This window comes from Micromonospora sp. B006 (assembly GCF_003408515.1).
Classification (GTDB): domain Bacteria; phylum Actinomycetota; class Actinomycetes; order Mycobacteriales; family Micromonosporaceae; genus Micromonospora; species Micromonospora echinospora_A.
In genome coordinates this window covers 2,973,786-2,988,695 of record NZ_CP030865.1, presented here as the reverse complement: position 1 = coordinate 2,988,695, position 14,910 = coordinate 2,973,786, and the positions used below count along the sequence as shown (strand labels likewise).

At 70.7% G+C, this 14,910-nt stretch carries 14 protein-coding genes; 8 read left to right on the top strand and 6 right to left on the bottom strand.

From position 1 onward, the window contains the following. Positions 1-37: 37 nt before the first annotated feature. The 6 genes from MicB006_RS14140 to MicB006_RS14115 form a co-directional block, all read right to left on the bottom strand. Entirely contained in the window at positions 38-2,065 is a 2,028-nt protein-coding gene (locus tag MicB006_RS14140; RefSeq protein ID WP_116506643.1) for an FAD-dependent oxidoreductase, read from the bottom strand. A gap of 360 nt (positions 2,066-2,425) precedes the next feature. Continuing rightward, positions 2,426-3,010: a TetR/AcrR family transcriptional regulator gene (locus MicB006_RS14135; RefSeq protein WP_116506642.1), complete on the bottom strand. Its 585-nt coding sequence runs from the start codon at positions 3,008-3,010 to the stop codon at positions 2,426-2,428. A gap of 58 nt (positions 3,011-3,068) precedes the next feature. Further along, positions 3,069-3,794: an ABC transporter ATP-binding protein gene (locus MicB006_RS14130; RefSeq protein WP_116506640.1), complete on the bottom strand. Its 726-nt coding sequence runs from the start codon at positions 3,792-3,794 to the stop codon at positions 3,069-3,071. Further along, entirely contained in the window at positions 3,791-4,921 is a 1,131-nt protein-coding gene (locus tag MicB006_RS14125; RefSeq protein WP_116506639.1) for an ABC transporter permease, read from the bottom strand. Before MicB006_RS14125 ends, MicB006_RS14130 begins: the two co-directional genes overlap by 4 nt. Before the next feature lie 115 nt (positions 4,922-5,036). Continuing rightward, positions 5,037-5,504 carry an SRPBCC domain-containing protein gene (locus MicB006_RS14120; RefSeq protein WP_116506637.1) on the bottom strand — a complete coding sequence of 156 codons (468 nt, stop codon included), beginning with the start codon at positions 5,502-5,504 and terminating at the stop codon, positions 5,037-5,039. Further along, the gene (locus MicB006_RS14115; protein WP_116511427.1) at positions 5,458-5,838 is read right to left on the bottom strand and encodes a helix-turn-helix transcriptional regulator; all 381 of its coding nucleotides are present in this window, start codon (positions 5,836-5,838) and stop codon (positions 5,458-5,460) included. The genes MicB006_RS14120 and MicB006_RS14115 overlap by 47 nt, the downstream gene beginning before the upstream one ends. Before the next feature lie 333 nt (positions 5,839-6,171). On the opposite strand from MicB006_RS14115, the gene MicB006_RS14110 reads away from it, so the two are divergent. The 8 genes from MicB006_RS14110 to MicB006_RS14075 all read left to right on the top strand — a co-directional run bounded on the left by MicB006_RS14110 (position 6,172) and on the right by MicB006_RS14075 (position 14,900). After that, the gene (locus MicB006_RS14110; RefSeq protein ID WP_116506635.1) at positions 6,172-7,374 is read left to right on the top strand and encodes a dipeptidase; all 1,203 of its coding nucleotides are present in this window, start codon (positions 6,172-6,174) and stop codon (positions 7,372-7,374) included. Next, entirely contained in the window at positions 7,371-8,996 is a 1,626-nt protein-coding gene (locus MicB006_RS14105; protein ID WP_116506633.1) for an ABC transporter substrate-binding protein, read from the top strand. Before MicB006_RS14110 ends, MicB006_RS14105 begins: the two co-directional genes overlap by 4 nt. Positions 8,997-9,030: 34 nt before the next feature. Further along, on the top strand, positions 9,031-9,984 hold the full coding sequence (locus MicB006_RS14100) for an ABC transporter permease (protein WP_043323238.1): 954 nt from the start codon (positions 9,031-9,033) through the stop codon (positions 9,982-9,984). A gap of 64 nt (positions 9,985-10,048) precedes the next feature. Beyond that, on the top strand, positions 10,049-10,930 hold the full coding sequence (locus tag MicB006_RS14095; RefSeq protein ID WP_225980747.1) for an ABC transporter permease: 882 nt from the start codon (positions 10,049-10,051) through the stop codon (positions 10,928-10,930). Between the two features lie 2 nt (positions 10,931-10,932). Then, positions 10,933-12,114: a Xaa-Pro peptidase family protein gene (locus MicB006_RS14090; RefSeq protein ID WP_116506630.1), complete on the top strand. Its 1,182-nt coding sequence runs from the start codon at positions 10,933-10,935 to the stop codon at positions 12,112-12,114. Beyond that, a complete protein-coding gene (locus tag MicB006_RS14085; RefSeq protein WP_043323247.1) occupies positions 12,111-12,947 on the top strand; it encodes an alpha/beta fold hydrolase in 837 nt (278 codons plus the stop codon). Before MicB006_RS14090 ends, MicB006_RS14085 begins: the two co-directional genes overlap by 4 nt. Continuing rightward, positions 12,944-13,927 carry an ABC transporter ATP-binding protein gene (locus MicB006_RS14080; protein ID WP_116506628.1) on the top strand — a complete coding sequence of 328 codons (984 nt, stop codon included), beginning with the start codon at positions 12,944-12,946 and terminating at the stop codon, positions 13,925-13,927. Before MicB006_RS14085 ends, MicB006_RS14080 begins: the two co-directional genes overlap by 4 nt. Further along, positions 13,911-14,900, top strand: coding sequence for an ABC transporter ATP-binding protein (locus tag MicB006_RS14075; protein ID WP_116506626.1), 990 nt, complete (start codon positions 13,911-13,913; stop codon positions 14,898-14,900). Before MicB006_RS14080 ends, MicB006_RS14075 begins: the two co-directional genes overlap by 17 nt. The last annotated feature ends 10 nt before the right edge of the window (positions 14,901-14,910 follow it).

Genomic DNA, 14,910 nt, shown 5'->3' with positions numbered 1-14,910 from the left:
GACCGGTCCACGGCGGGCCGCGACCGGGATGGACGGGTCAGTGGGCGTACCGCACGCGATCTGCGGACGCGGTGTCGTAGCTGCCGAGGAACGCACCCGCCATGCGTCCCTCGTAGACGGCTTCGAAGGCCGTGCGGGGGGCGTTCGCGTCGCCGACGACGTGGATCCGGGGGCCGTCGGGCAGCGCGTCGAGCTGCCGGTACAACTCGTCGGCGGCCTGCGCCGAGCCGGCGTCGACGACCGTGGTGACGTCCTCGACGAGGGTGTCGGCGCCGGCGAGCGGGCCGCCCAGGGCGACCGCGTCGGCGCCCGCCGGGCGCGCCGTGCGCATCGGGTGCACAGCGATCCCCAGGTCCGCGAAGCGCTTGAGCAGCGCCAGCCGCGAGTACGTGGTGATCTTGGCGCTCACCGAGGCGGTGGGGGAGACGAGGTGGACGCGGGCGCCGCGCCGGGCCAGCCCTTCGGCCACCGAGGCAGCGGCCCAGGTGCCCTCGTCGTCGAGCACGACCACGGCGCCGGTGGGGCGGAAGTCGGGGTCGGTGAGGGCGTCGACGGCCTGCCAGATGTCGATCACCGGCGGGCCGCCCGGCAGCTCCCGCCGGGTGGGCCGGGAGCCGGTGGCCAGGACGACGTCCTGGTAGCCGCCGGCCAGCACGTCCTCGACGCCGATCCGGTGGCCGAGGCGTACCGGGATGCCGGCGGCGTCGACGTCGCGGGCCAGGTCGTGGGTGAGCAGGCCGAGCCGTTCCCGTCCGGGTACGCGCGCGGCCAGCTCCACCTGCCCGCCGAGGTGCCCGCGAGCCTCGACCACCGACACCTGGTGCCCGGCCCGGTGGGCCGAGAGGGCGGCCTCCAGACCGGCCGGACCGCCGCCGACGACGAGGACCTTCCGTGCGCCGGACGGGCCGGGCAGCTCCGGCCAGGCCTGCGCCCATTCGCGCTCGGCGCCGACCTCCGGGTTGACCACACAGGAGATCGGCAGGCTGGTCTCCAGGCGGCCGATGCAGCCCTGGTTGCACGCGAGGCAGGCGCGCACCTCGTGCTGGCGGCCCTGCTCGGCCTTGCGGACCAGGTGCGGGTCGGCGATGTGCGGGCGGGCCAGGCCGACCAGGTCGGCCTCGCCCGCGGCGACGAGTTCGGCGGCCTCCGGCAGGCTGTCCAGCCGGCACACCGCCAGCACCGGCAGGTCGGGGAACTCCTGCTTGAACAGCGCCGCGTGGTGCCGGAACGGGGCGTGGCCGAAGCTCATGTCCGCCATCTGCGTCGCCAGCGACCAGCTGCCGTGGTAGGCGGAGTGGCTGACGTGCACGTAGGCGAGCGGGAAGTCGGCGCGCAGCTTTCCGACGATCTCCAGCACCGCGGCCGGGTCGAGGCCGCCGGGCAGGAACTCGTCGGCGCTGACCCGCAGGCCGACGGGCAGGTCCGGCGCGGCGGCCAGCACCGCGGTGAGCACCTCGCGGGTCAGCCGCATCCGGTTGTCGAGGCTGCCGCCGTACGCGTCGTCGCGGGTGTTGGTGTGCGGCGAGAGGAACTGCTGCAGCAGGTGGCCGTGGCCGGCGTGCACCTCCAGGCCGTCGAAGCCGGCCTCGCGCATCCGCCGTGCGGTGGCGGCGAACGCCTGGACGACGACGGCGATGTCCCGGCGTCCCATCGCGTGCGGCACGTGCGAGCCGGCCGCCCACGGCACCGGCGAGGAGGACCAGGCGGCGGTGCGGGTCGCGTCCCCGTTCGCCTGCCGGCCGGCGTGCATGATCTGGGCGAACATGCGCGCGCCGTGCTCGTGCACGGCTTCGGTCACCGCCGCGTACGCCGGGATCGACGAGTCGTCGAAGCTGCCGAGGCTGATGCTGCGGCCCGCGCTCGTGGGGTGCACGCGGATCGCCTCGGTGATGATCAGGCCGACGCCGCCGCGGGCCCGTTCCGCGTGGTAGGCGACGTGGCGCCCGGTGGGCACGTTGTTCAGTCCGAAGTTGGTGGTGTGGCCGGGGACGAAGACCCGGTTCCGCAGTGTGAGACGCCCGAGCCGGGTGGGGGAGAGAAGAGCGAGAAGCTTGTCGTCAGGCATGCCTCGGACTTCCTGTTTCGGGCCGCACTCGGCGAGGCCGAGAGCGTTCGGTTGAACCGTACGCCGTTCGATTGAGTGGAACGGTAGGGGCGGCACCGGTCGCCGTCAACGGGCTACTGATCGGTAACTTAGTCGATCGCACTGCCCCTGACCTGCTGTTCCACTAGGCGGAACGCAAGCGGGCAAGGTTCGTCGATTCGTGGCTCGATCGTTCGGGTGGCCGCAGGAGATGACAGTGCCGCCGCCCGGCTGCCGGCCGGCGGCCCGCGCCGATCATTCGGTCGGCCGGGGCGGGACTGTCCGGTTCGGAGGGACGCTCGCCGCGAGGCGGCCGGGTGGGACGTGCCGGTGGTGCGGAGGTCAGGCAGCGGCCGGGCGCACGTACGGCGTGAGCAACTCGCGGGCGAGGCCGGTGGCCGTCGGAAAGTCGAGGCCGCTCTCGATCATGCGGCTGAGGGCGTAGACGATCGACTGGACGACCTCGGCCATCCGGTTCGGGTCGCTCGCCCCGTGCTCGGCGAGAGCGGCGCGCAGCGGCGCCTCGAGGCTGTCGTGCAGGAGCCGGCTGGAGGTCGCGAGCACCTCGCTGTTGCCCACCGTCGCCATCGCCCGGGCGAGCGCGTGGTCGCCCCGGGCAACCAGTTGCAGGTTTGCCTCGACGTACGCCAGGATTCTCGACCCCGGCGTGCGGGCCTCGGCCATCTGGTTCTCGACGAAGGCCGACCATCGGGGAAAGGTGTCGGCGACGAGCACGTCGAACATGTCGGTGCGCGACTTGAAGTAGGAGTACGCGCTGGACCGGGCCAGGCCGGCGTGCCGCGCCACGTCGGCGAGGCTGGGGATCTGGTCCGGGTTCTGCGAGAGCAGGGCGCGGGCGGCGTCGAGCAGCGCCGCCCGCTGGGCGGCCCGGTGCTCGGCGACGGTTGAGGCCTGGATCTTCGGCACGCCAACCTCCAAGTCTCCGGTGTGCGCACCGGGTCCGCGTCGCGCCCTGCCGTCGCGGTCAGCTGCTCGTGGCGAGCTTGCCGTCGATCATCTCGTAGACGGTGTCACAGTACTTCAGCACGTCGTGATCGTGAGTAACCATGACCACCGCCACCGACCGCTCCCGTGCCTCCTGTGCGAGGAGCTGGACGATGTCGTGGCTGCGGGCCCGGTCCAGCGCCGCTGTGGGTTCGTCCACCAGCAGCACGGACGGCTGCGTCATCAGCGCCCGGGCGATGCCGACGCGCTGGCGCTCGCCGCCGGAGAGCTGGTGCGGCCGGCGGTCGGCCTTACCGGCCAGGCCGACGTGCGCGAGCATCTCCAGCGGGTCGCGTCCGGCGCGGTCCCGCCGCCCGCCCAGCCGCAGCGGCAGGCGCAGCTGGTCGGCGGCGGTCAACGCGGGCAGCAGGTTGCCCGACTGGAACACGAACCCCACGTGCCGGCGGCGCAGCTCGGTGCGCGCCCGGCGGCTGGACACCGTCATGTCGTGGCCGGCCACGGTGACGGTGCCCTGGTCGGGGCGGGCCAGCCCGCCGGCGACGGCGAGCAGGCTGGACTTGCCCGCGCCGGACGGCCCGACGATCGCGGCCAGTTCGCCCGGCGCGACGGTCAGGTCCACGTCGTCGAGCGCGTGCACCGTCTCCGCGCCGTCGCCGTGCCGCAGGTGGACGCCGCGCATGACCAGGCCGAGTTCGGCCGGGGCGGTGCCCGATGTCGTGGGGGACGGGGTGGGCCGGCTGCTCATCGGTTGCCTCCCAGGGCGGTCGCCGGGTCGATGGAGGTGAGGCGGACGACGGCGGCTGCCGCGCCGACCAGGCCGAGCACGAGGAGTCCGGCCGCGGCGGCGGCGATGCTCTGCGGGTGCAGCGCGAACGGCACGTTGCCGCCGGAGATCAGCGCGCCGAGGCCGAGGCCGATCCCCATGCCGACGGCGATGGCGAGGGCCAGCAGGATCAGTGCCTGGGTGAGGGCGTCGCGCAGCACCCAGCCGGTCGAGGCGCCCAGCGCCCGCAGCACGGCGACCTCCTGCTTGCGCTGGATCGCCCAGACCGCGAAGAACGCGCCGGCCACGAGCGCCGAGATCGCGTAGAGGAAGCCCTGGATCAGCTGGAGCGTGGTCGTCTCGGCGGTGTAGCCCGGCGAGGCGCCGTAGGACTCCTCCAGCGTCAGGCTCTCCGTGCCGGCGGCCTTGTCGCCCGCGGCCAGGTCCACCGAGTCGCCGTCGGCCGCGCGGACCGCGACGGCGGTGATCTCCTGGGCGGCCTGCGCCGGCACCTGCGTCCCGGCCGGGGTGCCGGACTTGACCGCCTGCCACGTCGCCAGCGGCACGTACGCCACGTCGACGTGGCCGAAGGTGTCCTGCTGCTCGGTGACGCCGACGACGCGCAGTTTCGTGCCCAGCCGGTCCACCGTCACGGTGTCGCCGACGCGCAGGCCCGCGTCGATAGCGGTGGGGCTCACCACGATCCCGTCGGCCGGGCCGAGCCGGTCGCCCGCGCTGACCGAGGGCGACAGGAACGAGTCGGTCTCGACGCCGAACAGCGCCAGGTCGACCTCGGTGCCCCGGTCGGTACGCCCGTTGATGAGCGTGTTGCCGAACGGGGTCGCCTCCGCCACGCCGGGCTGGTCGCGCCAGGTGTCCACCGCCGAGGCGTCCACCACGCTGCGCGAGAACGCCGAGTCGTGCTGCACGCCGTGGGCGAACGCGAACGAGGTGACCGGCAGGTTCTGCAGGCCGGAGACGCCGTCGCGGACCAGCCCGACGGACAGGCCGGACAGCATCACCATCAGCACTGAGATCAGCACGATCACGGCCCCCATCAGGGCGAACCGCAGCCGCGCGAACCCCAGCTCGCGAATGGCCAGGAACATCAGCCGCCACCTCTCATGTTTGTCGACACCATGTCGCGATGTTATCAACACGGTGTCGGCAAAAAGTGGGGCCGGCGCTGTCTACCCGACCACGCCGCGTGACGGCACGACCCGGTCAGCCGGGCGAGGGAAGCGTTCCGCGCTCCCGCGCCAGGTACGCCTCGATGCGGGCGAACGCCCCCGTCCACACCTCGGTGGCGAAGAAGTCGCGCAGCTCCGGGGCCGGGAAGCCGCTCTGCGTCACGGTCATCAGCGTGCCGCCGTCCTTCTCCTCGAAGGTGACCTCGACGCGGGTGGTCATCGTCTCGCCGTCCGGGCTGCTGCCGGACGACTCGGTGACCAGGCGGTGCGGGCGGTCGATCTCCAGGAACGTCTGCGTCTCGCGGAACAGCATGTCGGGGGAGGGGCCCCAGACCGCTGTCTGCTTGCCGCCGACCCGCAGGTCGACGTCGATCTCCACGATGCCCGGCTCCTCGTCCAGGATGCCGAACCAGACCTTCTGTTTACCGGCGTCGGTGTAGGCGTCGAACGCCTCCTCAGGCGTGCCCGGAAGGAGTCGGGTCAGGCGGATCTGGAGCGTCATGGTCGCGGTCCTCCGTGGTGAGAGTGAGATAGGCGTCGAGGCCGTCCAGGCGGCGTGCCCAGACGCGCTGGTAGAAGCTGATCCAGGCCATCGCCGCGTCCAGCGGGGCCGGGTTGAGCCGGCACTGCCGGGACCGGCCGACCTTCTGCGTGACCACGAGACCGGCGTCCTCCAGCGCGCGTACGTGCTTGCGCATGCCGGTGAGGCTCATCCCGGTGGGCTCGGTGAGCTCGCTGATGGTGGCCGGACCCGTGCCGAGCCGGATCAGGATGTCGCGTCGGGTGGGGTCGGCCAGGCCGGCGAAGACCCGGTCGAGCGTCTCTTGCTGAACCACACGGTTCACTGTACAACACTGAACCGCTTGGTTGACCGTTGGCGCGCGCCTGACGCTCGGTCCGTCGTTTAGTGGTCTGACCACTGGTTGTGATCGAGGTGGCTGCGGGCCGGTCCGCCATTCGGCGTGATCGCCTCGGGCGTTTGGCCCACCCCCGGCTCCACTGCTCGGGCCGCCCGTCGAAACCCGTCTCGACCTGCGGGAATGTTGCTCGATTCGGATAACGGAAAGGTCACGAGGTATTCCTGCGCGCTGGTCGCCCTCGGTACGTTCCACGAGGCATGAGGTCAGACCTCACTCCTCATGCCTCTAGCTGACGAGGTGAATAGACCAGTGCAGGAACCCGCCCCCCGCTACGCCGGATACCGGTCCTTCGACTACCTGGTGCCGCATGTGGACTACAAGGTCTTCGAGCTCGCGCCGCAGATCGGCCGGGTGCCGGAACACGACCTCGGCCTGAGCGACGACCAGCGAGCCCGGGTCTCCCGGCTGCTGCGCGAGCACATGGCCATCTCGCTGCACGAGCACCCGAAGATCCTGCCGGCCGACGTGTCGCAGTTGCGCGACTACAACCGCACCGGCCGCAACGCCTTCGGATTCGAGGGCCTGGCCCGGTCCGGAATGACCGCGGTCTTCGACAACTTCATGAACGGCACCGGCTGCGTGACCAGCGAGCACGCCTGGAAGTGGGACGACGTCATCTACGACATCGGCCTGCGCTTCGCCGACGTCGCCAAGCAGGACCACGTGGTGGTGGCGACCACGCTCGAACAGATCTTCGAGGCCAAGCGCAACGGGCAGATCGCCCTGGTGGCCGGCCTGGAAGCGGCCACGATGATCGAGAACGAGCTGGACCGGATCGACATCCTCTACGGCTTCGGCGTACGCCAGATGGGCATCGCGTACAGCCAGGCCAACATGCTCGGTTCCGGCCTCTCCGAGGACCGCGACGGCGGGTTGACCCACTTCGGCCGGCGCGCCGTGGACCGGATGAACAAGCTCGGCATCGCCATCGACATCTCGCACTCCGGCGACCAGACGTCGCTGGACGTGATCGAGGCCAGCCGGGTGCCGGTGTTCATCACCCACGCCGGCGCCCGCTCGGTCTGGAACACCCCCCGGATGAAGCCGGACGAGGTGATCCGGGCCTGCGCCGAACGGGGTGGCGTGATCGGCATCGAGGCCGCTCCGCACACCACCCTCTCGGGCGACCACCCGCACCACTCGATCGAGTCGGTGATGGACCACTTCACCTACTGCGTGGACCTGGTCGGCATCGACCACGTCGCGTTCGGCCCGGACACCAACTTCGGTGACCACGTCGGACTGCACGACAGCTTTACCCAGCACCTGGCGATCGGAAAGGCCCACGGCGTGGTGGACCACCCTCGGGTTCCGTACGTGAGTGGCATGGAGAACCCGGCGGAGTGCTTCAGCAACATCGTCGGGTGGTTGGTCACGCACGGTTACTCCGACGACGAGATCGCCAAGGTCATCGGCGGCAACATCATCCGGGTTCTTCAGGAGGTTTGGTGAAAAAGACAGTCAAGGGTCGGTGGCGGCTCGCTGTCGCGCTCGGCGTGGCGGCCACGCTCGGTGTCTCCGGCTGCAGTCTGAACGAGGAGACCTCCTCCTCCAGCGGCTCGTCGTCGGACTCGGTGCTGCGGATCGGCACCACCACCGACGTGAGCAATTTCAATCCGCTCCAGTCGTTGAGCAAGACCGACTCGTGGATCCTCAACGCGATGTACCCGCACCTGCTGCGGATCGACGAGAACGCGAAGAAGGCGCCCGAGCTGGCCAAGGAGTACCGCTACGAGGACGACGGCAAGACCGCAGTCTTCGTGCTGCGCGACGACTTCAAGTGGACCGACGGCAAGCCGGTGGTCGCCGAGGACGTGAAGTTCTCCGCCGAGTCGATCATGAAGTACAAGCTCGGCAACGTCGCGGCGAAGCTGACCTGGGTCGAGTCGGTCGAGGCGCCGGACGCGACCACTGTGAAGTTCAAGCTCTCCCAGCCGTACGCGCCGTTCGCCGAGGGCGTCGGCTTCTGGATGTCGGTCGTGCCGAAGCACATCTTCGAGCCGGCCGGCGACCTGTCCAAGTTCGCCAACGACTCCAACTGGGTCGGTGCCGGGCCGTTCGTCCTGGACAGCATCACCAAGGGCCAGCGCTACGTCATGAAGCGCAACGAGCACTACCCGCTCGCGCCGGGTGGCAAGGCCGCGGTGAGCCAGGTCGAGTACCGGGTCTACCCGGACGTGAACACCATGATGCTGGCGCTGCGCAACGGTGACATCGACATGATGGGCACCCCGGTGCCGGTCTCGGCGGCGAAGACCTTCGAGAACGACGAGAAGATCAAGCTGAAGAAGGTCGGCGCCCTCGGCTTCGCGCACCTGACCTACAACATGAAGAACAAGTACCTCGCCGACCAGGACGTCCGGCAGGCGCTGTCGATGGCGATCGACACCAAGGCGATCATCTCGGCCGTGCTGCAGGGCGACGGCCAGCAGATGGCCGGCCCGATCTCGCCGATCTTCTCCGAGTACGACAACACCGAGCTGCAGCCGTACCCGTTCGACCCGGAGGGCGCGAAGGCCAAGCTGAGCGCGGCCGGCTACAAGGACGCCAACAACGACGGCTTCTTCGACGAGCTGAAGTTCGGCGTGGCGTGCGACCAGTCCAACGCCAACATCACCCGGGTCGTGCAGCTGTTTCGGGAGAGCGCGGCCAAGGCCGGCGTGAAGCTGGAGAACGAGTGCGTGGAGCGGAACACCTTCCTCACCCGCACCAAGAACGGTGAGTACGACATCGACGCCTCGCAGTGGGGTGTCTTCGACAACCCGATGGACCAGCTGCGCAGTACCTACCTGTCCAGCAACCCGGGTGGCATCAACTACAACCTGCTCGAGTCGGCGGAGATGGACGCGCTGATCAACGACGCGGCCGGCACCACCGACGTGGAGGCGTTCAAGACCAAGATCAAGAACATCGACAAGGTCGTGCACGAGCAGGCGTACCTGACCCCGCTGTACGTGGAGAACTTCCAGTTCGCCTACAACGCCAGCAAGTTCACCGGCTTCGTCCCGTCGCCGTCGGACCTGCTCGGCATGGTCACCGCGTACTCGCTGGCCCAGGTCACCCCGGTCAAGTAACCCACCCAACCTAGAGGGAGAGGAGGGGTCCCCCGTGGCGCGTTTCGTGCTCAGCCGGGCACTGAAGGCCGTCCTGACCGTGTGGATTGCGATCACTTCGACGTTCTTTCTGCTCCGGCTCCTGCCGGGGGACCCCACGACCCTCATGGTCGAGGGCGACATGACTCCGGAGATGCAGGCGGCACTGCTCAAGACGTACGGCCTGGACCGTCCGTTGTGGGAGCAGTACGTGTCGTACCTGCGCGAGCTGGTCCAGGGCAACCTGGGTATCTCGTTCCGCCAGATCCAGCCGGTCACCGACATCATCCTCGACCGGCTGCCCTGGACGCTGCTGCTGGCCGGCAGCGCGTTCGTCCTGACCGTCGCCGTCGGTATCCCGATCGGCGTGGCCGCCGCGGTCAACCGCGGCAAGTGGCTCGACCGCGCGTTGCAGGGCTTCGGGATCAGCGCGAACGCGCTGTTCGTGCCGAGCGTCGCGATCCTGCTGCTGGTCTTCTTCGGCGCCCAGCTCGGCTGGTTCCCGATCGGCGGGGCGATCGACCCGGACACCCGGGGCGCGGCGGCCTACCTGAGCCTGGCCCACCACCTGGTGCTGCCGGTGCTCTCCCTGGTCCTGGTGCAGCTCGGCCCGTACGCGCTGACCCTTCGTACCAACATGATCGAAGTCCTCGGTGAGGACTACATCCGCGCCGCGCAGGCGCGTGGTCTCTCGGCCCGGCGCCGGGTGTGGAAGCACGGCCTGCGTAACGCGATCCTGCCGGCGCTGACCCTGATGGGCCTGCAACTGGGCACCCTGGTCGGCGGCGCGGTGCTGACCGAGACGGTCTTCGCCTACCCCGGGGTCGGCCGGCTGATCTACGAAGCGGTCGGGCAGCAGGACTACCCGGTGATCCAGGGGGCGTTCATCATGCTCGCCGTCACCGTGGTCATCGCCAACGCCCTGACCGACATGCTCTACGCGGTCCTCAACCCCCGGATCCGGCTGTGAGCGCGCGCCGCGTCCCGGCGCGTCGCCCGGATCCGTTCGCCGCCACCACCGAAGGGAGGGTGCCGTGAGTGCCCCCGTGCTGACCGAGCAGGCCCTCCCGCCGGTCCCGGCCGCGCCCAAGCGGTCCTTCCTCTCCGGCTACCTGCGCCAGCCAGTCGTGGCGCTGTCGGTGCTGGTGCTGCTCGTGATGGCGTTGCTGGCGGTGTTCGCGCCGCTGATCGCCGACGAGCCCGCCGGCGCCGGAGCGGACGTGCTGCAGCCCCCCTCCGGGGCACACTGGTTCGGCACCGACGACCTCGGGCAGGACATCTTCGCCCAGGTGGTCTGGGGCACCCGGACCAGCATGGTGATCGGCCTGGCCGCCTCGCTGCTCGCCATCGTGCTGGGCACCGCGATCGGGCTGGCCGCGGCGTACTTCCGGCCGTTCGACGCGGTCGCCACGGTGATCACCGACGTGATGCTGGCGCTGCCCACCCTGCCGCTGATGATCATGCTGGCGGCGGTGGTGAGCCCGAGCGTCACGACGCTGACCCTGATCATCGGGTTCTTCGCCTGGCCCGAGGTCGCCCGGCTGATCCGGTCGCAGGGCCTGGTGATCAGCGCGATGCCCTACATCGACGGCGCGCGGGTGCTGGGGGCCACCGGCTGGCGGATCGTCACGCGGGAGATCCTGCCCGCCGTCGTCTCGCTGATGGTGGTCAGCGTGCTGCTCACTGCCTCCCGCGCGGTGATCTCCGAGGCCGGCCTGAGCTTCCTCGGGCTCGGCGATCCGGACGCCTGGTCCTGGGGACGCATCCTCCTGAACGCCCAGCGCAGCGGCACGATCGCGATCGCCTGGTGGCAGACGCTCTTCCCGTCCCTGGCGATCCTGTTCCTGGTGCTGGCGGCGACCCTCGCCGGAACCCGGTTCAACGACACCCGCGACCCCCGTCGCAACGGAGGCTGACCATGCGACTGCCCGAGAGCTTCTACCACAGCGTCCGTGGCCGGCTCGCCGAGGCGCTCGACCAACGAGAGCTGGACGGGTTCCTGGCCACCTCGCCGGCGGAGGTCGCCTTCCTCAGCGGCTTCTTCTACATCGCCACCGAACGTCCGGTGTATCTCTGGCTGCCGCGGACGGGGGATCCGCTGCTGGTGATCCCGCGCCTCGACGAGGAGTACGCGGCCCAGCAGGGCGTGACAGTCCAGACCGTCACGTACTTCGAGTACCCGGGCGTGGTCACCGCCGAGGAGACGCTCGCCGCGGCGTTGTCCCGTCCGGGCGGCCCGGTCCGCCGCATCGGCGTGGGCGCGGGCCTGTCGGTCGGCGCGTTCCGGGCGCTGTCCCGGGCCATCGGCGGGGCCACGCTGGAGACCACCGACGCGGTCGCCGCGCTGCGGCTGCGCAAGTTCCCCGAGGAGATCCCGTTCCACGAGGCCGCCGCGCGGATCTGCGACGAGATGCTGGCCGCCGGACGGGCCCTGATCGAGGAGGCGCTCGCCGCCGGGAGGCCGCTGCCGCGCGAGGACGAGATCGCCCGGCACGTGATCGGATACGGCACCGACCGGATGTACGCCGAGTACGACCTGGTCGTCTACACCACCAAGCTGGCCGGCGGGCTGGTCTACGCCGGCCCGAACTCCGCGCTGCCGCACGGCCTGCCGACCCGTCGGCGGCTCCAGCCGGGCGACACCCTGATCCTCTCTCTCGGCGCGGCGGTGGCCAGCCGGTTCGTGGAGAGCGAACGGACGTTCGTCATCGGCGAGCCCACCGCCGAGCAGGTGCGCTACTACGAAGCCGACCGGGAGGCGCAGGAGGTGGGCACCCAGGCGATGATCGCCGGGCGTACCTGCGCCGAGGTCAACCGGATCTGTCTGGACGTCCTGCGGGACCGGGGCCTCGGCGACTACATCCGGCACCGGCAGGGCCACGGCATCGGGCTGCAGAACCACGAGGCGCCCTGGGTTGAGGACGGGGACCACACCGTGCTCGCCCCCGGGATGCTGCTGTCCAGCGAGCCCGGCGTCTACGTGCCCGGCCACGCCGGCTACCGCATCTCCGACACGGTCCTGGTGCAGGACGACGGCCCGCGCCGGCTCACCCGGTACCCGCGTGACCTGGCATCCAACATCATCGAGGGGGTCCGATGAGAATCAACGGAGCGGAACTGGTCGTCGAGGCGTTCGGCCCGGTCGACGGCCCGGCGATGATCGTGCACCACGGCGCGCCGGGGCTCGGCTCCCGCCAGGAGCCGAAGCGCTCGTTCGGCCCGTTCGCCGACCGGATGCGGGTCATCGTCTTCGACGCCCGCGGATCCGGCGAGTCCAGCGACGACGAACCGTTCACCCACGAGCAGTGGGTGGCCGACGTGGACGCCATCCGCGCGCACTTCGGCTACGAGACGATCGTCATGGCCGGCGGCTCGTACGGCGGGTTCATCGCCATGGAGTACGCCATCGCCCACCCGGAGCGGGTCTCCGCGCTGGTGCTGCGGGACACCGCCGCGGACACCGCGCACGACCACCTCGCGGTGGAGCGGGCCCGCAACACCGACCGTTCGGTGATCCCGGAGTGGGTCATCGACCGGATCGGCACCGGCCGGTTCGAGAGCAACGAGCAGTTGCGCGAGTACTGGAAGGCGATCCTGCCGCTCTACGACCACCAGCACGACCCGGCCAAGGACGAGGCGCGGCTCGCCGCCACCCGGTTCCACTACCGCACCCACAACGCCGCCTTCGGGCAGAACATGCCCCGCTACGACCTGAAGCCGAAGCTGCCGTCGATCACGTGCCCGACCCTGGTGACAGTGGGCCGGCACGACTGGCGTACCCCGGTGGCCGCCTCGCAGGTCATCGCGGACCTGGTGCCCCGCGGCGAGCTGGTGGTCTTCGAGTCCTCCGGCCACTCGCCGCAGCTGGAGGAGCCGGAGCTGTTCCAGCAGGTGGTGCGCGACTTCCTCAGCCGCGCCGGAGTGCTCCGATGAGCCTGTTGGAGATCGCCGACCTGAAGGTCGCGTTCCCCGGACCGACCGGGCCGGTCAACGCGGTGAACGGGGTGTCGCTGCGGATCGAGTCGGGGCAGACCCTGGCCATCCTCGGTGAGTCCGGCTCCGGCAAGAGCGTCACCGCGCAGGCGGTGACGGGCATCCTCGACGTGCCGCCGGCGACGGTCACCGGCTCGGTCCAGCTGCGGGGCCGGGAACTGCTGACCCTGCCGCGCAAGCAGCGGGAGCGGGTCAGCGGCGAAGAGATCGGGATGGTCTTCCAGGACGCGATGGCCGCACTCAACCCGGTCTTCACCGTCGGACACCAGATCGTGGAGGTGCTGCGGGTCCGGCGGGGCATGTCCCGGGCCGACGCCCGCCGCCGCGCCGTCGAACTGGTCGACCGGGTGCGGATTCCGGCGGCCAAGGACCGGATGCGGGACTATCCGCACCAGTTCTCCGGGGGCATGCGTCAGCGCATCATGATCGCGCTGGCCATCGCCCTGGAACCGGACCTGCTGATCGCGGACGAGCCCACCACCGCGCTGGACGTGACAGTGCAGGCCCAGGTGATGGAGTTGCTCGCGGAGATCCAGCGGGACAGCGGAATGGGCCTGCTGCTGATCACCCACGACCTGGGGGTGGTCGCCGAGGTCGCCGACGACGTGGCGGTGATGTACGCCGGCCGGATCGTCGAACGGGGCACCGTCGAGCAGATCTTCGCCGGTCCGGCACACCCCTACACCGAGGGGCTGCTCAACTCGATGCCCCGGGTGGACCGGCGCGACGAGCAGCTCTACGCGATTCCCGGCGCTCCGCCCAACCCGGCTCGGCTCCCCGCCGGCTGCCCGTTCCACATGCGTTGTCCCCGGGCCACCGACGAGTGCCGGGTCGTCCTGCCGCCGCTGCTGGCGCTGCCCGCCGACCGCGCCAGCGCCTGTCACCACCACGAGGAGGTGCTCGATGCCACCCGGCGATGAGGTCGTGCTGCGGGTCGAGAACCTGGTCAAGCACTTCCCGGTCAAGGGACGGGTCCCGTTCACCTCCGGCGGCGTGGTCAAGGCCGTCGACGGTGTCTCCTTCGACCTGCGCCGGGGCGAGACGCTCGGCGTGGTGGGCGAGTCCGGCTGCGGCAAGAGCACGCTGGCCCGCATGCTCGTCGGGCTGGAGCAGCCCACCTCCGGCGCGGTGCGCTTCGGCACGTCCGTGGTGCACCAGGCCAGGGGGCGGGAGCTGCGGGCCCTGCGCCGGCGGATCCAGATCGTGCTCCAGGACCCGTACACGTCGCTGAACCCCCGCCGCACGATCCGGGAGATCCTGCTCCAGCCGTTCGAGATCCATCCCGACGTGCTGGACCGCCGCCGCCGGATCGAGCGGATCAAGGAGCTGCTCGACCTGGTCGGTCTCGACCCCGGCCTGCACCTGGACCGCTATCCGCACCAGTTCTCCGGCGGGCAGCGCCAGCGCATCGGCATCGCCCGGGCGCTCGCGCTGAACCCCGACGTCATCGTCTGCGACGAGCCCGTCTCCGCGCTGGACGTGTCGGTCCAGGCGCAGGTGGTCAACCTTCTGGAGCGGCTCCAGGAGGAACTCGGCGTGGCGTACGTCTTCATCGCCCACGACCTGTCCGTGGTGCGCCACATCTCCGACCGGGTGGCCGTGATGTACCTGGGCAAGCTCGTGGAGACCGGCCCCGAGGTCAGCCTCTACGAGTCGCCCCGGCACCCGTACACCCGGGCGCTGCTGTCGGCCGTGCCGGTGCCGGACCCCGCCGGCCGGCGGCAGCGGCAGCGGATCCTGCTAGCCGGCGACCCGCCCAGCCCGGTCGACCCACCCTCCGGCTGCCGTTTCCGGACCCGCTGCTGGCAGGCGACCGACACCTGTGCCGGCACCGAACCGCCGCTGGCCGCCGGGGTGCATCCGGTTGCCTGCCACTACCCGCTGGCCGCCTGACGGCCGGCGA